This is a genomic window from Pseudomonas sp. R1-15 (assembly GCF_051132085.1).
Lineage (GTDB): Bacteria > Pseudomonadota > Gammaproteobacteria > Pseudomonadales > Pseudomonadaceae > Aquipseudomonas.
In genome coordinates, this window is the sequence record NZ_CP071660.1 from 428117 (window position 1) to 446686 (window position 18570).

At 61.9% G+C, this 18570-nt stretch carries 19 protein-coding genes and 1 pseudogene; 3 read left to right on the forward strand and 17 right to left on the reverse strand.

What is annotated here, in order from left to right:
* Window positions 1-137: 137 nt before the first annotated feature.
* The 10 genes and pseudogenes from J3P97_RS01845 to ubiE form a co-directional block, all read right to left on the reverse strand.
* Window positions 138-2054, reverse strand: a complete 1917-nt coding sequence (locus tag J3P97_RS01845; RefSeq protein WP_434673352.1) for a methyl-accepting chemotaxis protein — start codon at window positions 2052-2054, stop codon at window positions 138-140.
* 212 nt (window positions 2055-2266) lie between these two features.
* Window positions 2267-2974 (reverse strand): 16S rRNA (uracil(1498)-N(3))-methyltransferase, encoded by a 708-nt coding sequence (locus J3P97_RS01850; protein WP_434570184.1) that lies wholly within the window; start codon window positions 2972-2974, stop codon window positions 2267-2269.
* A complete protein-coding gene (tatC, locus tag J3P97_RS01855) occupies window positions 2971-3768 on the reverse strand; it encodes a twin-arginine translocase subunit TatC (protein WP_305497375.1) in 798 nt (265 codons plus the stop codon). The genes J3P97_RS01850 and tatC overlap by 4 nt, the downstream gene beginning before the upstream one ends.
* Complete coding sequence (gene tatB, locus J3P97_RS01860; protein WP_434602575.1) at window positions 3765-4178, reverse strand: Sec-independent protein translocase protein TatB; 414 nt, start codon at window positions 4176-4178, stop codon at window positions 3765-3767. The genes tatC and tatB overlap by 4 nt, the downstream gene beginning before the upstream one ends.
* Before the next feature lie 10 nt (window positions 4179-4188).
* Window positions 4189-4476, reverse strand: a complete 288-nt coding sequence (locus J3P97_RS01865; protein WP_434673353.1) for a twin-arginine translocase TatA/TatE family subunit — start codon at window positions 4474-4476, stop codon at window positions 4189-4191.
* A 24-nt stretch (window positions 4477-4500) separates the two neighbouring features.
* Window positions 4501-4833: a phosphoribosyl-ATP diphosphatase gene (locus J3P97_RS01870; RefSeq protein ID WP_434673354.1), complete on the reverse strand. Its 333-nt coding sequence runs from the start codon at window positions 4831-4833 to the stop codon at window positions 4501-4503.
* On the reverse strand, window positions 4826-5224 hold the full coding sequence (hisI, locus tag J3P97_RS01875; RefSeq protein WP_434673355.1) for a phosphoribosyl-AMP cyclohydrolase: 399 nt from the start codon (window positions 5222-5224) through the stop codon (window positions 4826-4828). The genes J3P97_RS01870 and hisI overlap by 8 nt, the downstream gene beginning before the upstream one ends.
* An 81-nt stretch (window positions 5225-5305) precedes the next feature.
* The gene (gene ubiB, locus J3P97_RS01880; protein WP_434570178.1) at window positions 5306-6910 is read right to left on the reverse strand and encodes a ubiquinone biosynthesis regulatory protein kinase UbiB; all 1605 of its coding nucleotides are present in this window, start codon (window positions 6908-6910) and stop codon (window positions 5306-5308) included.
* A pseudogene (locus J3P97_RS01885) lies at window positions 6907-7531 on the reverse strand (ubiquinone biosynthesis accessory factor UbiJ). Before J3P97_RS01885 ends, ubiB begins: the two are co-directional and overlap by 4 nt.
* Window positions 7531-8301: a bifunctional demethylmenaquinone methyltransferase/2-methoxy-6-polyprenyl-1,4-benzoquinol methylase UbiE gene (gene ubiE / locus J3P97_RS01890; RefSeq protein WP_024779926.1), complete on the reverse strand. Its 771-nt coding sequence runs from the start codon at window positions 8299-8301 to the stop codon at window positions 7531-7533. Before ubiE ends, J3P97_RS01885 begins: the two are co-directional and overlap by 1 nt.
* Window positions 8302-8456: 155 nt before the next feature.
* Between ubiE and J3P97_RS01895 the strand changes: the two genes are divergently transcribed.
* The 3 genes from J3P97_RS01895 (at window position 8457) to J3P97_RS01905 (ending at window position 10314) form a co-directional block, all read left to right on the forward strand.
* Window positions 8457-8732 carry a polyhydroxyalkanoic acid system family protein gene (locus J3P97_RS01895; protein WP_434570176.1) on the forward strand — a complete coding sequence of 92 codons (276 nt, stop codon included), beginning with the start codon at window positions 8457-8459 and terminating at the stop codon, window positions 8730-8732.
* A 258-nt stretch (window positions 8733-8990) separates the two neighbouring features.
* Window positions 8991-9413, forward strand: a complete 423-nt coding sequence (locus J3P97_RS01900) for a phasin family protein (protein WP_434626471.1) — start codon at window positions 8991-8993, stop codon at window positions 9411-9413.
* Between the two features lie 10 nt (window positions 9414-9423).
* Window positions 9424-10314: a phasin family protein gene (locus J3P97_RS01905; protein ID WP_434673356.1), complete on the forward strand. Its 891-nt coding sequence runs from the start codon at window positions 9424-9426 to the stop codon at window positions 10312-10314.
* A 191-nt stretch (window positions 10315-10505) separates the two neighbouring features.
* Here the strand turns inward: J3P97_RS01905 and J3P97_RS01910 are convergent, their stop codons facing one another.
* From J3P97_RS01910 to hslV, 7 genes are all read right to left on the reverse strand, one after another.
* The gene (locus J3P97_RS01910) at window positions 10506-11126 is read right to left on the reverse strand and encodes a TetR/AcrR family transcriptional regulator (protein ID WP_434602579.1); all 621 of its coding nucleotides are present in this window, start codon (window positions 11124-11126) and stop codon (window positions 10506-10508) included.
* A gap of 61 nt (window positions 11127-11187) precedes the next feature.
* The gene (gene phaC, locus J3P97_RS01915) at window positions 11188-12870 is read right to left on the reverse strand and encodes a class II poly(R)-hydroxyalkanoic acid synthase (protein WP_434673357.1); all 1683 of its coding nucleotides are present in this window, start codon (window positions 12868-12870) and stop codon (window positions 11188-11190) included.
* Window positions 12871-12982: 112 nt separating this feature from the next.
* Window positions 12983-13840, reverse strand: a complete 858-nt coding sequence (gene phaZ, locus J3P97_RS01920) for a poly(3-hydroxyalkanoate) depolymerase (protein WP_039592414.1) — start codon at window positions 13838-13840, stop codon at window positions 12983-12985.
* A gap of 261 nt (window positions 13841-14101) precedes the next feature.
* Complete coding sequence (gene phaC, locus J3P97_RS01925; protein ID WP_434570167.1) at window positions 14102-15781, reverse strand: class II poly(R)-hydroxyalkanoic acid synthase; 1680 nt, start codon at window positions 15779-15781, stop codon at window positions 14102-14104.
* 277 nt (window positions 15782-16058) lie between these two features.
* Window positions 16059-16436 carry a gamma-butyrobetaine hydroxylase-like domain-containing protein gene (locus J3P97_RS01930; RefSeq protein WP_434602581.1) on the reverse strand — a complete coding sequence of 126 codons (378 nt, stop codon included), beginning with the start codon at window positions 16434-16436 and terminating at the stop codon, window positions 16059-16061.
* 210 nt (window positions 16437-16646) lie between these two features.
* Window positions 16647-17984, reverse strand: coding sequence for an ATP-dependent protease ATPase subunit HslU (gene hslU / locus J3P97_RS01935; protein WP_305497360.1), 1338 nt, complete (start codon window positions 17982-17984; stop codon window positions 16647-16649).
* Window positions 17985-18027: 43 nt separating this feature from the next.
* Window positions 18028-18558: an ATP-dependent protease subunit HslV gene (hslV, locus tag J3P97_RS01940; RefSeq protein ID WP_003186641.1), complete on the reverse strand. Its 531-nt coding sequence runs from the start codon at window positions 18556-18558 to the stop codon at window positions 18028-18030.
* Window positions 18559-18570: the final 12 nt, after the last annotated feature.

Genomic DNA, 18570 nt, shown 5'->3' on the forward strand with positions numbered 1-18570 from the left:
GCAAGGCGATGGTCGGACGCAGAGCCATCAGCAGCCGTTACCGCAGCAATGGATAAACCCGCACAGTCCTAAAGGGGGCGACTGCGTCACCCAGCGGGAGCAAGCTCCCTCGCCACGGTGTCAGTTGTGCTCAAGCATCAAACCCTGAACCGCCCCACCAATGTTTGCAAATGAACCCCCAGCCGCGCCAGTTCGGCACTGGAGGCGGCAGTCTCTTCACTGGACGAAGCCGTCTGCTCTGACACATCTCGCACATTCAACACGCTACGGTTGATCTCCTCCGCCACCGCACTCTGCTGCTCTGCCGCCGCTGCGATCTGCTGGTTCATCGACTGGATCGCCGACACCGTGCGAGTGATGTTTTCCAGCGAGCCGCCGGCGCGGCGGGTCAGTTCGACGCTGCTGTCGGTCAGGCTGCGGCTGTTGTCCATGATGGTCGCGACCTGTTCGGTACCCGCTTGCAGGCCGACGATCAGTTCTTCGATTTCCTCGGTGGACTTCTGGGTGCGCTGGGCCAGGCTGCGAACTTCGTCGGCCACCACGGCGAAGCCGCGCCCGGCTTCACCGGCTCGGGCTGCCTCGATGGCCGCGTTGAGGGCCAGCAGGTTGGTTTGCTGGGCCACCGACTTGATCACGTCCAGGACGCTGCCGATCTTGTCGCTTTCGCGCTTCAAGTCACCCATGGCGGCGGTGGAGTTGCCCACTTCCCGTGCCAGGCGCTCGATCTGGGCGATGGCTTCGCCGACGACTTTGTCACCTTCGCGGGCCTGTTGGTCGGCGGCGACGGCGGCTTCGGAGGCTTCCTCGGCGTTGCGCGCCACTTCCTGCACGGTGGCGGTCATTTCGTGCATGGCGGTGGCGACCTGATCGGTCTCGATCTTTTGGCTGTTGACCCCGGCGCTGGTCTGTTCGGTCACCGCCGAGAGTTGTTCAGCAGCGCTGGCGATCTGGGTAACGCCTTCACCGATGCCGCCGATCAACTGCCGCAAGCCAACGGTCATGCGTTGCATGGCGCGTTGCAATTGACCGAGTTCGTCACGGCGTTCGGACGTCAGGTTGTGGGTAAGATCGCCCGCGGCGACGCGTTCTGCCACCTTCAGGGTCTCATCCAGCGGGCCGACGATCTGCCGGGTAATGAGCAAGGCGGCGATCACACCGAACAGCAGCGCCAGTGCGGCGGCTGCGATCAGAACGGTCTTGGCCTGGGCGGTGTCGTGGTCGCGCACGGCCGTCTGGGACGCGGTGAGCTTCTGGCTGGAGTCGATTAGGACCTGGCCTTGCTCGCTCATACGCTGCAGAGCGGCACCGTTATCAAGTTGGGAGTCACGGAACTGGCTGACTGCCGCCCGGTAGATGTTCATCGAGTCGCTGGCCTGCTGGAGCCTGTCGGCGTGTTCCTCAGGCAACTGGGCTGGCAAGCGTGCCAGCAGTTTCAGGACATCGGTAATTGCATCGATGGCCGGCTGTTGGGCCTCGCTTTTGCCGCTGTAGGTGTAACCGCGAACCTGATAGCGTGCCTGTTGAATCGCCTTGCTCAAGGTCACCACGCTGTTGAACTGGGTGATGTCGCCGCCCTGTAGCAGCGCTTTCTCCACTTCGGCGACGCGGGCCACGGTGTTATCGGCACTGGCGCCCAGCTTGCCGCGGGCATCTTCGCGGCTGACGGTGGCGCTGGTCATCTGGGCGAAGGCGCTTTTGTATTCGGCGACGGCGGCCAGTTGCTTGTCGATCAACGCCACGTCGTCAGGCTGTTCGATCATCTCGCGAGCTGTCTTCAACCCGGCTTCGAGCTTGCCGAGCAGGTCGTTGACCTGTTGCGGACCTTTTTCGCCGCGCGAGGTGTTGTAGTCGATGCTGGCGAGGTCCAGGTCCTTGCTCAGGTCGTTCAGGCTGGCAATGAACCCCAGCTTGTCGCCCCGGCTGATGACATTGCCCAGGCCGGACCAGCCGGTGAACGCGATCATCAAGGTGAGGAACAGCACCAGGCCGAAGCCGAAGCCAAGTTTGCGATTAACGCTTACGTTTCCCAGACCCTGGGCAAGCCACCGGAACATGCTGATACTCCCTTGGAGCGTTGAATTGGTTTTATGGGGACTGTATCGGCGGCTTTGGCAGGAGCTGTAGAAAATAGACGCGGCGGGTCTTTTTCGTGGCGGGGGAGCTTGCTCCCGCTTGGTCGCGAAGCGACCACCCGGGGCAGGAATTTACGACTGCTTCGCAGCCGAGCGGGAGCAAGCTCCCTCGCCACGGGAAAGCAAACAGGTTCTTAGAACAGCCGTGCAAGCAGGGCCGTGACCGCGGTCTCGACCCGCAGGATCCGTTCGCCGAGCTGCACCGGTTGCAGGCCGGCCTTGCCCAGCAGGTCGATTTCGTAGGGGATCCAGCCGCCTTCCGGGCCGATGGCCAAGGTCACCGGCTCTGTCAGCGCGCGCGGGCAGGGCGGGTGATTGCCAGGATGGCCAACCAGCCCGAGGGTGCCTTCGACGATGGCGGGCAGGCGATCCTCGACGAAGGGCTTGAAGCGTTTTTCAATGATGATTTCCGGCAGCACGCTGTCCCGAGCCTGCTCCAGACCCAGAATAAGTTGCTCGCGAATCGCCTCGGGTTCCAGGAAGGGCGTCTGCCAAAAGCTTTTTTCCACACGATAACTATTTACCAGCACCACGCGCGGCACGCCCATGGTGGCGACGGTCTGGAATACCCGGCGGAGCATCTTCGGACGCGGCAATGCCAACACCAGGGTCAGCGGCAACTTGGCCGGCGGCGGCTGGTCGAGGGTCACTTGCAGTTCGGCTTCGCGAGCCTCCAGGCGCAACACCTGGGCCGTGCCCATCAGGCCACCGATACGGCCGACCCGCAGGCTGTCGCCGACGGCGCTGCGGTGGACTTCCTGCATGTGTGTCAGGCGCCGATCGCTCAGGATGACGCGGTCCGGCTCGATGAAATCGGCCTCTTCGAGCAGCAGCAGGTTCACGCTTGGGTCGCTGGCGGCTGGTCGTTGTGGTCGTCGACCGGCTGGTCCTCGGGTTCTTCTTCGCGGCGTTTGCGCACCAGGCCGCCGAACAGGATGCCGATCTCGAACAGCAGCCACATCGGCACGGCCAGCAAGGTCTGGGAGAAAATATCCGGCGGTGTGAGGATCATGCCGACCACAAAGCAACCGATGATCACGTACGGACGGATCTTCTTCAGATAGGCGACGTCGACCACACCGATCCACACCAGCAATACCACCGCCACGGGAATCTCGAACGCCACGCCAAAGGCGAAGAACAGCGTCATGACGAAATCCAGGTAGCTGGTAATGTCGGTCATCATTTCCACGCCGGCCGGGGTGGCGGCGGCGAAGAACTTGAAGATCAGCGGGAATACGAAGAAGTAGGCGAAGGCCATGCCGGTGTAGAACAGCAGGATGCTCGACACCAGCAGCGGCACGGCGATGCGTTTTTCATGCTTGTACAGGCCCGGGGCGATGAAGCCCCAGATCTGATGCAGGATCACCGGGATCGCCAGGAACAGCGAGACCATCATCGTCAGTTTCAACGGCGTCAGGAACGGCGACGAGACATCGGTGGCGATCATCGTCGCGCCTACCGGCAGGTACTCGCGCAGCGGCGTGGAGACGAAGGTGTAGATCTGCTGGGTGAAGGCAAACAGCCCGGCAAAGATGATGAACACCGCCGCGACGCAGCGCAGCAGGCGCGTGCGCAACTCGGTGAGGTGCGATACCAGCGGCATCGGCTGGTCGTTTTCAGGGATATCGCTCATGGGGCTCGCGGCGGCAGAGTGGAGTCGTTGGGAGTCGGGGGCGTCGCAGTCACCGGATCAACCGGTTTGGCCGGTTCAGCGACCACTGGCGCAGCTTCGACCGCCGGGACCTGGGGAGCAATCGTCGGCTCGGCCACGGGCTGGACCGGCGTCGGCTCCTGCTGGGTCGGCGAGAAGATCTTCCGTGCTTCCTGTTCCAGGGACAGGATGTGTTCGTTGTGCAGTTGCCGACGGATGTCGTCGGCACCGATTTCACGTTCAACTTCCTGTTTGATCGCATTGAAGCTGCGCTTCAGGCGCCCGATCCACAGACCGGCGGTGCGCGCAGCGCCCGGCAGGCGTTCGGGGCCCAATACCAACAGGGCGACGAGGCCGACGAGCAGCAGTTCAGTGAAGCTGATCCCAAACATTAGTCAGTGCTCACGAGTCTTTGCGGATTGGCTCTTCGACTTTCTGGGCCTGCACGTCGATGGTGTTCGGCGCATTCACAGGCTGCGTGGCTTGTGGGTGTACCGGCTGTGCCGGCTGTGCCGGTTGCGCCGGGGTGGCCTGTGGGTCGGCCGGATTTTCGTCATCGTTCATGGCCTTGCGAAAGCCCTTGATCGACTCACCGACGTCGGTGCCGAGGTTTTTCAGTTTCTTGGTGCCGAACACCAGCACCACGACCACCAGAATGACGACCCAATGTTTCCAGTCAAAAATACCCATGTGGCTGTTCCTCTCAAAAGTTGATCAGGCGGACGGGCGCGAGGCTTTCTCGACGTGCCCGGACAGACCGAAGCGACGGTCCAATTCATCCAGTACGGCCTGCGGATGCTGCCCCAGTTGGGCGAGCATGACGAGGCTGTGGAACCACAGGTCGGCGGTCTCGTAGATCACGTCGCTGCAGTCGCCGCTGATGGCAGCGTCCTTGGCGGCAATGATGGTTTCGATCGACTCTTCGCCGACCTTTTCCAGAATCTTGTTCAAACCCTTGTGGTACAGGCTGGCGACATAGGAGCTGTCGGCCGCGGCGCCCTTGCGCTCTTCCAGCACCTGGGCCAGGCGGGTCAGGGTGTCACTCATGGTTGTGTCCTGAATAGATGGCGTGCGGGTCCTTGAGTACCGGGTCGACGGTTTTCCAGTCGCCGTTCTCGAAGACACGGTAGAAGCAGCTTTGACGGCCGGTATGGCAGGCGATTTCACCGACCTGTTCGACCATCAGGATAATGACGTCGCCGTCGCAGTCCAGGCGCATCTCTTGCAGGTGTTGCACGTGCCCGGACTCTTCACCCTTGCGCCACAGCTTGCCACGGGAACGTGACCAATAGATGGCGCGATTCTCGGCAGCGGTCAGGGCCAGCGCCTCGCGGTTCATCCAGGCCATCATCAGCACGCGCCCGGTCTTGTGATCCTGGGCGATCGCCGGCACCAGGCCGTCGGCGTCCCATTTGATCTCGTCCTGCCAGTTTTTCATCTTCGACTCCGACCATGGGCCGCGCACTTCCAGTCGGCGGGCCCAGCGTTGAAACAGTGTGCCAGCGTGAACCGGTGCTGGCTATCGACGAACGACCAGATACAAACCGACGGCCACCATGATCCCGGCGGGCCAATGGCCCAGTTCGCTCAACGGGCCACCGGCGGCCAGCACGGCGCCGCCACCCAGGTGAGCCGCGCCAAGCAGGCGCAGGAACCAATCGTCGCGCCGCTGTTTCCAGGGTGGAGCGGGATCATGGGCATGGGGCTGGGACATGCGTTCGAGCAGATCGCGGGTCATGTTGGCCAAATGCGGAATCTGCTCGAACTGGCTCTGGACGTTGCCCAGCAAGGTCTTCGGGCTGACGCGCTCGCGCATCCAGCGTTCGAGGAAGGGCTGGGCGGTGTTCCACAAATCCAGGTCCGGGTACAGCTGGCGACCGAGGCCTTCGATGTTCAACAGGGTTTTTTGCAGCAACACCAACTGCGGCTGGACCTCCATGTTGAAGCGGCGCGCAGTCTGGAACAGGCGCATCAGCACCTGGCCGAATGAAATATCTTTTAACGGTTTTTCGAAGATCGGTTCGCACACGGTGCGGATCGCCGCTTCGAATTCGTTGAGCTTGGTCTCGGCCGGCACCCAGCCGGAATCGATGTGCAACTGCGCGACGCGGCGGTAGTCACGCTTGAAGAAGGCGAACAGGTTGCGCGCCAGGTAATCCTGGTCCTCGGGGGTGAGGCTGCCGACGATGCCGCAGTCGATGGCGATGTACTGCGGGCTCCACGGTTGCACGGTGCTGACGAAGATGTTGCCCGGGTGCATGTCGGCGTGGAAGAAACTGTCGCGAAACACCTGGGTGAAGAAAATCTCCACGCCGCGCTCGGCAAGCAGTTTCATGTCGGTGCGCTGGTCGGCGAGGGTTGCCAGGTCGGTCACCTGGATCCCGTAGATGCGCTCCATCACCAGCACTTTCGGCCGGCACCAGTCCCAATAGACTTGCGGCACGTACAGCAGCGGCGAGCCCTCGAAATTGCGCCGCAGCTGGCTGGCGTTGGCGGCCTCGCGCAGCAGGTCGAGCTCATCGAAGATGGTTTTTTCATAGTCCTGGACCACATCCACCGGGTGCAGCAGGCGTGCATCGGCTGACACCCGCTCGGCGGCGCGGGCAAGGATGAACAGCCAGGCCAGGTCCTGGGCAATGATCGGCTTGAGGCCTGGGCGGATCACCTTAACCACCACTTCTTCACCCGTCTTGAGCTGGGCGGCGTGGACCTGGGCGACCGACGCCGAAGCCAGCGGCTCGACGTCGAAACGGCTGAAGACTTCGCTGATCTTCTTGCCCAGCTGCGCCTCGATCAGCGCTACCGACAGTTTCGAGTCGAAGGGCGGCACGCGATCCTGCAGCAGCATCAGTTCGTCGGCGATGTCTTCGGGGAGCAGGTCGCGACGGGTCGAGAGGATCTGCCCGAACTTGATGAAGATCGGCCCCAGGTCCTGCAAGGCCAGGCGCAGGCGTGCGCCGCGGCTCAAGTCAAGCGTTCGACGGGGGAACCAGCGCCACGGCAGCACAAAGCGCAGTGCCAGGAGAAACCAGGGCAGCGGCAGGGCGAACAGCAGGTCATCGAGGCGGTAGCGGATCACGACGCGCTGGATGCGCAACAGACGGCGGACGGCAAGCAGCTTCATGCGTTATCGCTTGGGTTCAAGGGATCGGGAAAGGCGCTCGAAACGCGCCTCGAGTCGTTCCAGATCGAGCTTGATCTGGTCCAGTTCGGCAAAACGGGCCTGGGCTTCGCGTTGGCCTACGAGCGTACGCGATTCCTCGGCCAGGTATTCACTCAGATTCTGTCCCAGGCTGGCGAAGCCCTGGCGGTACCAGCGGGAGCGGCTGCGCAGATGGCCACTGAGCAATTGGGTGGCGACCGGGCCGATCCAGCGGGACACTTCGTATTCCCAGTCCAGTTCCAGATCCTGGAGAATCGCCGCCAGTTCCAGCAGCACGCCGCTGTCGCCGTCGAGCTCGACGTCGGGGCTGTGCAGCACCGCCGTCTTGTTCTTGCTCAGCGCCAACTCGAGCAGGCTCGATGCCGGCGCGCGCAGCGTGCAGTCGGCCTCGGCCTCCCAGTGGGCGGCGAGCATCAGGCCTTCGTCGCTGGGCAGGATGAACAGCTGCAACGCCGGGCTGCGGCAGTCGACGGCAATCACCTTGCCGCTCAAGTGTGCCAGGCGCATCGGCGCCGTGCTGTCCAGGCGCAGGACCCGGTTGATACCGAGTTCGACACTGGCGAGCAGCCCGGTGAGCAGCATCAGGGCTTGATACCGCGGTGCAGGGCGACGATGCCGGACGTCATGTTGTGGTAGGTGACCCGATCAAAACCGGCTTCGACCATCATCGACTTCAGCGTTTCCTGGTCGGGGTGCATGCGGATCGATTCGGCCAGGTAACGATAACTTTCCGCGTCGTTGGTGATCAGCTTGCCCATCAAGGGCATGAAGGCGAACGAGTAGGCGTCATAAGCCTTGGACATCAGCGCGTTGGTTGGCTTGGAAAACTCCAGTACCAGCAGCCGGCCACCGGGCTTGAGCACGCGTAACATCGAGCGCAGGGCGTCTTCCTTGTGGGTGACGTTACGCAGGCCGAAGGCGATGGTCACGCAGTCGAAATGGTTGTCGGGGAACGGCAGCTTCTCGGCGTCGGCCTGGACGAACTCGACGTTGCCGGCCACGCCCAGGTCGAGCAGGCGGTCACGGCCGACCTTGAGCATGGATTCGTTGATGTCGGCGAGCACCACATGGCCGGTGGGGCCGACGATGTGGGAGAACTTCTTGGTCAGGTCACCGGTACCGCCGGCAATGTCCAGCACGCGGTTGCCGCTGCGCACGCCCGACAGCTCGATCGCGAAACGCTTCCAGAGGCGATGCATGCCGCCCGAGAGCAGGTCGTTCATCAAGTCGTACTTGGCGGCCACCGAGTGGAAAACCTCGGCGACTTTCTCCGCTTTCTGGCTTTCCGGCACGTTCTTGAAGCCGAAGTGTGTGGTGGGTTCGGCATCGCTGCCTTTGCGCTGATCAGTCATATCGCGGTCACCAAAAAAGAATGCGGGACATTCTAATCCCGGTGGAGGGCTTTGTCTTGGCAAGGCTGCAGGTAAGATGAGCCACCGCCCGGACGTTTTGACGCAGGCAGGGTCGCAAACGTCCAGGCAAGTCTCGATCAAGCAGGAGTTAACAGATGGCCCGTATTACTGTTGAGCGTGCCCATGACCTGGGCAAGGAAGCGGCCCGCGAAAAGGCCGACAAGCTGGCCCGGAAACTGTCCGACAGCTACGGCCTGGAGCCCAAGTGGGAGGGCGACACGCTGAAGCTCAAGCGTTCCGGGGTCAAGGGTGAAGTGCATGTGGGCGAGGATTCGATCCGCGTCGAAGTGGAGCTGGGCATGTTGATGTCGGCCATGAGCGGGACAATCAAGACGGAAATCGAAAAGGCGCTGGACAAGGCGTTGGCTTGATTGTAGTGCAGAGGACTTAAGTCCACCGCCTATCTATCAACTGTGGGAGCGAGCCTGCTCGCGAATGCGATGGATCAACAACATTGATGTTGAATGACACACCGCTTTCGCGAGCAGGCTCGCTCCCACAGGGGAAATCATCGTCCCGGGTTTTATGTCAGTTGTTAGGGTGCCCTTTCTAATTATTCTCACTACTTTGTGCCTGAGCCCGACCGTGTGCGGGCAGTTGCTCAAACCTGTCTTCGAGTGAGGTGCACCATGGCCAAAGTTATTTTGAAGAAAAAAACCGACGTCGAATCTTCCACGCTGGGCGACGTGAAAACGTACGCGCGCAAGATCTGGCTGGCGGGCCTGGGCGCTTATATCAAGGTCGGTCAGGAGGGCGGCGACTACTTCAAGGAGCTGGTCAAGGCCGGTGAAGTTATTGAAACCAAAGGCAAAAAGAACATTGCTGGGAAACTTGAAGCGGCGAACAGCGAACTGATCGAAGCCAAGACCGACGTCAACACTTTCAAGGCCCGCGTCGAAGTTCAACTCGACAAAGTCGAGAAGGTATTCGACGCGCGTGTTGCAAGTGCCTTGAATCGTATCGGCATTCCGTCTAAACATGACGTTGAGACACTCTCTGCTAAGCTCGATGAGCTGACGGCATTGCTCGAACGTGTCGCGCGTAAACATTAAGGAGAACGGGATGGCTGGCAAGAAAATCACCGAAAAAGAAGGCAGCTCGTGGGCCGGGAAGATTGAAAAGTACTCCCGCAAAATCTGGCTTGCTGGTTTAGGCGTGTACTCGAAGATCGACACTGACGGCAGCAAACTCTTCGAGTCCCTGGTCAAGGACGGCGAGAAGGCCGAAAAACTCACCAAGACGGCGGTCGGCAAACAAGTCGATGCCGCCAAGGATTCTGCCGAGTCCACCAAGTCGCGCATGGGCGGCGTGAAGGATCGTGCACTGGGCAAGTGGGATGAGCTGGAAGGGGCTTTCGACAAGCGTCTGAACAGTGCAATTTCCCGCCTGGGCGTGCCGAGTCGCAATGAAGTCAAGGAACTGCACAGCAAGGTCGACACCCTGACCCGGCAGATCGAAAAACTCACCGGGGCCAAGGTCACGCCGGTCGCGACCAAGCCTGCTGCAACCAGGACGGCGGCGGCCAAGCCTGCAGCGAAGACGGCAGCCAAGCCACTGGTCAAGGCGGCGGCAAAAACCGTCGCCAAGCCTGCGGCCAAAGCAGTGGCCAAGCCAGTAGCCAAAACCGCAGCGGCCAAGCCTGCAGCCAAGGCGGCGGCCAAACCCGTCGCGGCAAAAACTGCAGCCAAACCTGCCGCCAAGACGGCGGCGGCTAAACCAGCTGCGGCTAAACCGGCTGCCAAGCCAGCGGCAAAAGCCGCAGCAAAACCGGCCGCGGCGAAAAAGCCCGCAGTGAAAAAACCGTCCGCGCCAAAAGCAGCCGCACCCAAGGCGCCGGCCGCGGCCGCCAAACCGGCCACCCCGACGAGCACGGCAAACTCTGCCTCGGCTCCAACCCCGGTAGCCACTCCGACTCCAGCGCCGGCTCCGTCGACGCCTACCAGCCAGTCCTGAGTTTCCGGGACATGCAAAAACGCCCGGCCTGTGAAGGTCGGGCGTTTTTTTTTGCGGTAGACCCAAATTGTGTGCGAGCCGGGTGGGAGCGAGCCTGCTCGCGAAAGCGCCGGGTCAGTCGATATCTCTTCTACTGACACTCCGTCTTCGCGAGCAGGCTCGCTCCCACATGGGGCTGCCGCAGTTGGCCGTTAGCCGTGCTCTTCCAGATACCGCAACGCCATCTGCTCGGTCGCGACCTTGATCGCTGGCGGCAAGTGCGGCGCCACCAGCATCATGATCTGATAGACCACCAGGCGAACCTCGCCCTCGCGATCGAGGATCCGCTGATAATCCAGCGAAAACAGCAACGTCATGGTGATCTGCTCCACCAGTTGCCCGAGTGCCTGGGTGTCGCTCACCAGCAGGCCTTGGGCCTTGAGTTGCGCCAGCAATGAGGCCAGGGTCCGTTTCAACGCGTTGAGCAACTGGCGGATACCCTTGGCCAGTTTCGGCAGGCGCCCCGCCAGGTTCGAGAGGTCCTGGAAGAGGAACCGGTATTGGGCCAGGCGCTCGACGATCAAATGCAGGAACAACCAGTAGTCCTCCGGCGCCAGTTGCGCATCGGCGGGCGGATCCAGCAGCGGTGCAAGCTCGGCCTGGAATCGCTCGAACAATCCGAGTATCAGCGGTTCCTTGCCATGGAAGTGGTAGTAGAGGTTGCCGGGGCTGATGCCCATCTCGTTGGCGACTTCGAGGGTGGAAACATTCGGCTCGCCCTTCTCGTTGAATAATTGCAGGGCACACTCGAGGATTCGGTCGCGGGTTTTCATCCGGTCTTCTTGGTCGGTGGAGTCTTTCCACGGCCCGCAGTGCGACCGTGGGACGAGGCGTTCAGCGTACCCGTACGTAATTCCCGGGTGCCGCTTCCAGGGCCGGGTATTTCGCGTTGCCCAGCGTCATCAGCGTTTCGTGTTGGGCGCCGGAGCGCTCCTGGATCCAACCCAGCCATTGGGTCCACCAACTGCCCTCGATGTGCTTGGCGTCGTAGTACCAGGCGCGCGGGTCGCTGCTCAGTTTCGGATTTTCAATGTAGTTGGCCTTGGGGTTGCCTGGCGGGTTGAGGATGCTCTGGACGTGTCCGCTGTTGGACAGCACGAAACGTCGTTCGCCGCCCAGCAGCAACGTCGAACGGTACACCGCATCCCACGGCGTGATGTGGTCGTTGATGCCGGCCACGCTGAAGCTGTCCACGGTGACTTTCTGCAAGTCGATAGGCGTGCCGCACACTTCCAGGGCGCCCGGCCGTGTCAGCGGGTTGTGCTTGAAAAAATCCAGCAGGTCGCCGTGATAGGCCGCTGGAAGGCGCGTGCAGTCGTTGTTCCAGTAGAGAATGTCGAACGCCGGCGGCTCCTTGCCCAGCAGGTAGTTGTTGACGAAGTAGGTCCAGATCAAGTCGTTGGGCCGCATCCAGGCGAAGACCCGAGCCATGTCGCGGCCATCGAGAGTGCCTTTCTGATAGGAGCGGCGCTTGGCGGCTTCGAGGGTCTGTTCATCGATGAACAGCGTGGCCGGGCTCTCGACCTCGCTGTCCAGCAAGCTCACCAGGTAGGTGGCGCTGGCCACCCGGCGCAGTTGGCGCTTGGCTTGCAGATGGCCCTGCAGGGCGGCGATGGTCATGCCGCCGGCGCAGGCGCCCATGAGGTTGACTTCGCGGGCGCCGGTGATCGCCCGGCAGACGTTCATGGCTTCTTCCGTCGCCTCGACATAACTGGACAGGCCCCATTCCCGATGGCGCACGTCCGGGTTTCGCCAGCTGATGATGAACACCTGCAAGCCGTTTTTCAGAGCGTACTGGACGAAGCTGTTGGAAGGGCTCAGGTCGAAGATGTAGAACTTGTTGATCTGCGGCGGCACGATCAGCAGCGGCGTGGCGTATTGCTTTTCGCTCATCGGCTTGTACTGGATCAGTTCCAGCAGCTCGTTGCGAAACACCACTGCGCCGGGCGTACTCGCCAGGGTCTTGCCGACTTCAAAGGCGTGTGGCGTGACTTGCCGGGGCAACCCGTCGTTGTGCAGCAGGTCGTCGACCAGATGGCTGATCCCGCGAATCAGGCTGCTGCCTCCGGAATTGAACAGCTCCTTGATTGCCAGCGGATTAAGCAGGGTATTGGACGGCGATACCGCGTCGTTGAGCAGGGAAAAGGCAAAATGCGCACGGGCCTGATCATCCGGGCTCATGCCGCCCTCATCGATCCACTGGCGGACTTCTTTCTGCCAGCTCAGGTAGGCCTGCAGGCTGCGGCGATAAAACGGGTTGAGCTGCCAGGTGGGGTCGGCGAAGCGTTTGTCGTCGGGGTTGGTCGGGTGCAGGGTTTCGCCCAGCAGGACGCGCCCCAGCTGGCCGCCGAGCCTCAACGCGTGTCGGGCACTGTGGACCGGGTTGCGCAAGCCATGGGCGGCAACGTTGCGCAGGGTCGACAGCAGGTCGCTACCGCGCAGGCCGGTGACCGCACTCTGTGCGTTGATGAAGCTGGCAGGGGCGGGCATGGAACCCTTCGCCGGTTTGTCGCGCATGAGTCAACTCCTTCATCATCAGGCTGAAAACAAACACACCGAACCAGACAACATAGTCGCTGTTTCGGGTAGTTGCGCGATCCGGCGTCCTGCCAGGCGCAAATGGGCGGTGTCAGCCGCCACCCAGCGGCGCGGGATGCGGGTGCATGACCGCGCGCTGACGTTCTTCCTCGAGGAACTTCATGATGATCGGCGCCACGGCCTCGGCCCGGGTGATCAGGAACAGGTGGCCGTCATCGATGATGTGCAACTGCGAATTGGGGATGCGCCAGGCCAGCATGCGCATGTTGATCAGGGGGATCAGCGGGTCGTCATCCCCGGCCAGGATCAAGGTCGGCTGGTGGATCTTGTGCAGCCAATGGATGCTGGTCCAGCCGAGGCCCGCGAACAGTTGCCAGTAATAACCGAGCTTGCCCGCCGAACGCACCTTGGCCGCGTGACGAGCCGCCAGGCTTGGGTCGCGGCGGAACGAGCCGCCGTAGATCAGCGGCGCGATGCGCATCACATGGGACGGCTGCACGTAGCGTCGGGGACTGGCCATCATCCACAGCACCTTCGGCTTGCCCGGCACCATCACCGCGCCAGCGGCCGTGGCGGCGAGCACCAGCTTCTTGCAGCGCTCCGGATAATCATGGGCGAACTGCTGGGCCAGGGCACCGCCCCAGGACACACCGATCACGTTGACCTGCCCATAGTCGAGGTAATCAAGCATCCGCGCGGTAAGCTTGGCCAGGCCCGGAAAACGATACGGCCGGCTCGGCGTCGACGAACCGCCGACCCCGGGCACATCGAAGGCGATCACTTCCAGGTCCGGGTCCAGGGCCTCGATGAACGGGAAGACCAGCTCCAGGTTGGCGCCGATGCCGTTGAAAATCAGCAGCGGCGTCAAGTGAGGCTTGCCGGGACGTACCGCGGTGCGCAAGGTCTGGCCATCCAGATCGACGGTACGGAAAATGTACGGTTGCGGCATGCTTCAAGCCCTGTGGGTTGGGTCGCGGTCTTTCATTTTTCCCGGATCTCCTGTGGGAGCGAGCCTGCTCGCGATGACTGCGGTACATCCGAACATCAATGTGTGCTGACACACCGCAATCGCGAGCAGGCTCGCTCCCACATTGGATCTGCTGTGAACCTGAGTCTGTGTTCACCAGCGCTGTGGGCCTTACATGTCCATGTCGGCTGCGGGAATGTATTCGTGAGCAAGCTCACCCCGCAGCGGACGAGTTGCAGTTCTTTACCGCTCATGCACATAAGTGCCCGGCGCCGCTTCCCCGGCCACATACGTCTTGTTGCCCAGCACGGTAGGGGCCTTCTTCAGCTTGCCCGAGCGTTCGGCCTGCCAGGCTTGCCAGTGCAGCCACCAGGAGTCGGTGTGCTTGGTGGAGTTTTCCATCCAGTCCTCGGCCTTGGCCGGCATGTCTTCACTGGTCATGTAGCGTGACTTGGGATTGCCCGGCGGGTTGAGAATGCTCTGGATGTGACCGCTGCTCGACAGCACGAATTCAACCTTGCCTCCGAACAGCTGCGCCGATTTGTAGCAGGACTTCCACGGGGTGATGTGGTCGTTGGTGCCGGCCAGGGAAAAGATATCGGCGCTGACCTGCTTGAGGTCGATCGGCGTGCCGCACACTTCCAGTGCGTTGGGACGGATCAGCGGGTTGTTCTTGAACATCTCGATGAGGTCGCCATGGAACGCCGCCGGGAGTCGCGTGGTGTCGTTGTTCCAGAACAGGATGTCGAACACCGGCGGCTCGTTGCCCAGCAGGTAATTGTTCACCCAGTAGTTCCAGATCAGGTCATTGGGCCGCATCCAGGCGAACACCTTGGCCATGTCGCGGCCTTCCAGCACGCCGGCCTGGTAGGAATGGCGCTTGGCCGTTTCCAGGGTCTGCTCGTCGACGAACAGCGCCACGTCGGTGTCCAGGGTGGTGTCCAAAACACTCACCAGCAGGGTCAGGGCATTGACCTTTTTCTCCCCCAGCGCGGCGTAATGGCCGAGCAGGGCGGTGCAGGTGATGCCGCCCGAGCAGGCGCCCAGCATGTTCACGTCCTTGCTGCCGGTGATGGCCGTGACCACGTCCACCGCTTCCTTGAGCGCTTCGATGTAGGTCGACAGGCCCCACTCGCGCTGCGCCTTGGTGGGGTTGCGCCAGCTGATGATGAAGGTCTGCACGTTGCTGCGCAGGCAGAAGCGCGCCAGGCTCTTGTCCGGGCTCAGGTCGAATACGTAGAACTTGTTGATTTGCGGCGGCACCACCAGCAACGGTCGCTCATGGACCTGCTCGGTGATGGGGCGGTACTGGATCAGCTCCAGCACGTCATTGCGAAAGACTACCGCGCCTTCGGTCACGCCCAGGCTCTTGCCGACTTCGAATGCGCCCATGTCGACCTGGCTCGGCATCCCGCCGTTGTGCACCAGGTCCTTGGCCAGGTGGGACAGGCCATCGAGCAGGCTCTTGCCACCGGTTTCGAAGAAGCGCTTGACCGCCGCCGGGTTGGCCGCCGAGTTGGTCGGGGCCATGGCTTCGGTCATCAGGTTGATCACGAAGTGCCCACGGCTGATGTCCTGGGGCGAAAGGCTGCTGTCGTCGATCCAGGCGTGCAGCTCCTTGCGCCACGCCAGATAGGTTTGCAGATAACGTCTGTAGAGCGGGTTCTGGCTCCACGCCGGGTCGTTGAAACGACGGTCATCACTGGCGGGCTGCAACTCGGATTTGCCGAACAGGACTTTCCTCAGTTCAGCGCCGAAATGGGCGACGTGCTTGACGCTGTGCAGCGGTTGTTTGATGGTCTGGGTCAGCACCATCCGGGCAGAGGCCAGCAGGTCTTTCCTGCGCAAGCCGACGACGGGATTCAAGCCCAGGGTGTTTTCCGAAGCTTGGTACTTCAACTCATCGTTGTTCTTGTTGCTCATCTACGACGCTCCATTGTCCTTCAGACGAGTACCGGGGACCGTGCCAGAAGCGCAAGGCCAATACCAGGTACGCTGCTCGGGGTGACCATTAATTCCGCATCGAGGGCAATGAGGAAACGTGTGCCAGGAACTCGCCGGTTCCTTTGCAGGGAACTTGCCAGCTCCATTGGTTACCCGAGTTTAATTTTTTTCGCAAGCAGGCCAGTCATTGACGTTGCCGCGCAGGCATTCAAGCAGATGAGTCTAGAAAATTCGCCCTAATGCGCCAGCCCTTGAGCTAGAGCATCAGCTTGACGACGGACGCATTCGGGTCGCGGGTTTTTCCGGCCGCCTTGAGTTCGGCGAGATAATCGTTCCACAGGTCTTCCTGGCGCACCGCCAGCTGGTACAGATAGTCCCAGGTGAACAATCCGCTGTCATGGCCATCGTCGAAGGTCAGTTTCAGTGCGTATTGGCCGGCGGGTTCGACCTTGGTCAGGCCGACGCCGAGCTTGCCGTATTGCAGGATGGGTTTGCCGTGGCCCTGGACCTCGGCGGAAGGCGAGTGCACCCGCAGGAATTCCGCGGGCAGGTGATACTCCTCGTCCGGCGCGTATTTGAGCGTCAGGGTCTTGGAGGCTTTGTGCAGGTTGATGGCGGTGGGGAGTCTGGTCATGAGTCGTCGCTCTCTTGAAGCCTTGGGTGAACGCCATGTGGCGAGGGAGCTTGCTCCCGCTGGACCGGGCTGGCGCTCCAGGGCGAAGCCCTCCCAAGAGCCCGTCGCGATCCCCCTGGATGAGCGGCGGCTTCCGGTTCCTGGGGCTACTCCGTAGCCCAGCGGGAGCAAGCTCCCTCGCCACAAGAGCTCGCTCACCTATCGTGTGGCCTACAGGATATACCGCGACAGGTCTTCGTTCTGCGCCAGCTCGCCGAGGTGGCTGTTGACGTATTCGGCGTCGATGATGATCGGCGCTTCGTTGTGGGCGCTGGCCAGGTCGCCGGCGCTGAACGAGACTTCCTCGAGCAGGCGTTCAAGCAGCGTGTGCAGGCGCCGGGCACCGATGTTCTCGGTCTTCTCGTTGACCTGCCAGGCGATCTGCGCCAGGCGCTTGATGCCTTCCGGCGCGAACTCGATGTTCAGGCCTTCGGTCTTGAGCAGCGCGCAGTATTGTTCGGTCAGCGACGCATGGGGCTCGCTCAGGATGCGCTCGAAGTCTTCCGGCGACAGCGCCTTGAGTTCGACCCGGATCGGCAAGCGGCCTTGCAGCTCAGGCACCAGGTCGCTCGGCTTGCTCAGGTGGAACGCACCGGAAGCAATGAACAGGATGTGGTCGGTCTTGACCATGCCCAGCTTGGTGTTCACCGTGCAGCCTTCGATCAACGGCAGCAGGTCGCGTTGCACGCCTTCGCGGGAAACGTCGGCGCCGCCGACATTGCCGCGCTTGGCGACCTTGTCGATTTCGTCGATGAACACGATGCCGTGCTGCTCGACCGCTTCCAGGGCCTTGGCCTTCAGTTCCTCTTCGTTGACCAGGCGACTGGCTTCTTCATCGCGCACCAGCTTCAGCGCTTCCTTGACCTTGAGCTTGCGGCTTTTCTTCTTGCCCTTGCCCATGTTGGCGAACAGGCTCTGCAACTGGTTGGTCATTTCTTCCATGCCTGGCGGCGCGGAAATGTCGACGCCGGCCATTTCGGCCACTTCGATCTCGATCTCCTTGTCGTCCAGCTGGCCTTCGCGCAGGCGTTTGCGGAACAGTTGGCGGGTATTGGAGTCCTGGGTCGTGGCGGCGTCGGCGTTGAAGCCCATGCGCGCCGGTGGCAGCAGGGCATCTAGAATGCGCTCTTCAGCGGCGTCTTCGGCGCGATGGCGAACCTTGGTGATTTCCTGTTCGCGCAGCAGCTTGATTGCCGCATCGGCCAGGTCACGAATGATCGACTCGACGTCGCGGCCCACGTAGCCGACTTCGGTGAACTTGGTGGCTTCGACCTTGATGAATGGCGCGTTGGCGAGCTTGGCCAGGCGCCGGGCGATCTCGGTCTTGCCGACACCGGTCGGGCCGATCATCAGGATGTTCTTGGGGGTCACTTCGACGCGCAGTTCTTCCGGCAGTTGCATCCGGCGCCAGCGGTTACGCAGGGCGATGGCGACGGCGCGCTTGGCATCGTCCTGGCCGATGATGTGGCGATTGAGTTCGTGGACGATTTCGCGGGGAGTCATGGACATAATAATTGGCGGTCCTCAAGCGGGAGTCTGGGCCTGGAAGGGCTTACTCCGCGAGGTCCTGCTCCTCAATGGTCTGGGTGTGGTTGGTGAAGACGCAGATGTCGCCGGCGATGCCCAGGGCAGTCTCGACGATCTCGCGAGCCGACAGGTCGGTCTTTTTCAGCAGGGCGCTGGCGGCAGCCTGGGCGTAGGCGCCACCGGAGCCCATGGCTATCAGGCCGTCTTCCGGTTCAACCACGTCGCCGTTGCCGGTAATGATCAAGGAAGCATCCTTGTTGGCCACCGCAAGCATGGCTTCGAGGCGGCTCAGGGAACGGTCGGTGCGCCACTCCTTGGCCAGCTCGACGGCCGCGCGGACAAGGTGACCCTGATGTTTTTCCAGTTGGCCTTCAAAACGTTCGAACAGGGTGAAGGCGTCGGCGGTGGCCCCGGCGAAACCGGCGATGACCTGGCCGTGATACAGGCGGCGGACTTTCTTCGCGTTGCCTTTCATCACGGTGTTGCCCAGTGAAACCTGGCCGTCGCCGCCCATGACGACTTTGCCGTGACGGCGGACTGAAACGATGGTGGTCAAGGGAAGAGTCTC

Excerpts from the sequence above, each read along its gene's own strand:
- tatB (WP_434602575.1), bottom strand. The coding sequence starts at position 4,178 with ATGTTTGGGATCAGCTTCACTGAACTGCTGCTCGTCGGCCTCGTCGCC.
- J3P97_RS01865 (WP_434673353.1), bottom strand. The coding sequence starts at position 4,476 with ATGGGTATTTTTGACTGGAAACATTGGGTCGTCATTCTGGTGGTCGTG.
- J3P97_RS01895 (WP_434570176.1), top strand. The coding sequence starts at position 8,457 with ATGGCCCGTATTACTGTTGAGCGTGCCCATGACCTGGGCAAGGAAGCG.
- hisI (WP_434673355.1), bottom strand. The coding sequence starts at position 5,224 with ATGAAAAACTGGCAGGACGAGATCAAATGGGACGCCGACGGCCTGGTG.
- ubiE (WP_024779926.1), bottom strand. The coding sequence starts at position 8,301 with ATGACTGATCAGCGCAAAGGCAGCGATGCCGAACCCACCACACACTTC.
- ubiB (WP_434570178.1), bottom strand. The coding sequence starts at position 6,910 with ATGAAGCTGCTTGCCGTCCGCCGTCTGTTGCGCATCCAGCGCGTCGTG.
- J3P97_RS01870 (WP_434673354.1), bottom strand. The coding sequence starts at position 4,833 with ATGAGTGACACCCTGACCCGCCTGGCCCAGGTGCTGGAAGAGCGCAAG.
- tatC (WP_305497375.1), bottom strand. The coding sequence starts at position 3,768 with ATGAGCGATATCCCTGAAAACGACCAGCCGATGCCGCTGGTATCGCAC.
- J3P97_RS01905 (WP_434673356.1), top strand. The coding sequence starts at position 9,424 with ATGGCTGGCAAGAAAATCACCGAAAAAGAAGGCAGCTCGTGGGCCGGG.
- phaZ (WP_039592414.1), bottom strand. The coding sequence starts at position 13,840 with ATGCCGCAACCGTACATTTTCCGTACCGTCGATCTGGATGGCCAGACC.
- J3P97_RS01930 (WP_434602581.1), bottom strand. The coding sequence starts at position 16,436 with ATGACCAGACTCCCCACCGCCATCAACCTGCACAAAGCCTCCAAGACC.
- phaC (WP_434570167.1), bottom strand. The coding sequence starts at position 15,781 with ATGAGCAACAAGAACAACGATGAGTTGAAGTACCAAGCTTCGGAAAAC.
- phaC (WP_434673357.1), bottom strand. The coding sequence starts at position 12,870 with ATGCGCGACAAACCGGCGAAGGGTTCCATGCCCGCCCCTGCCAGCTTC.
- J3P97_RS01900 (WP_434626471.1), top strand. The coding sequence starts at position 8,991 with ATGGCCAAAGTTATTTTGAAGAAAAAAACCGACGTCGAATCTTCCACG.
- J3P97_RS01845 (WP_434673352.1), bottom strand. The coding sequence starts at position 2,054 with ATGTTCCGGTGGCTTGCCCAGGGTCTGGGAAACGTAAGCGTTAATCGC.
- J3P97_RS01910 (WP_434602579.1), bottom strand. The coding sequence starts at position 11,126 with ATGAAAACCCGCGACCGAATCCTCGAGTGTGCCCTGCAATTATTCAAC.
- hslU (WP_305497360.1), bottom strand. The coding sequence starts at position 17,984 with ATGTCCATGACTCCCCGCGAAATCGTCCACGAACTCAATCGCCACATC.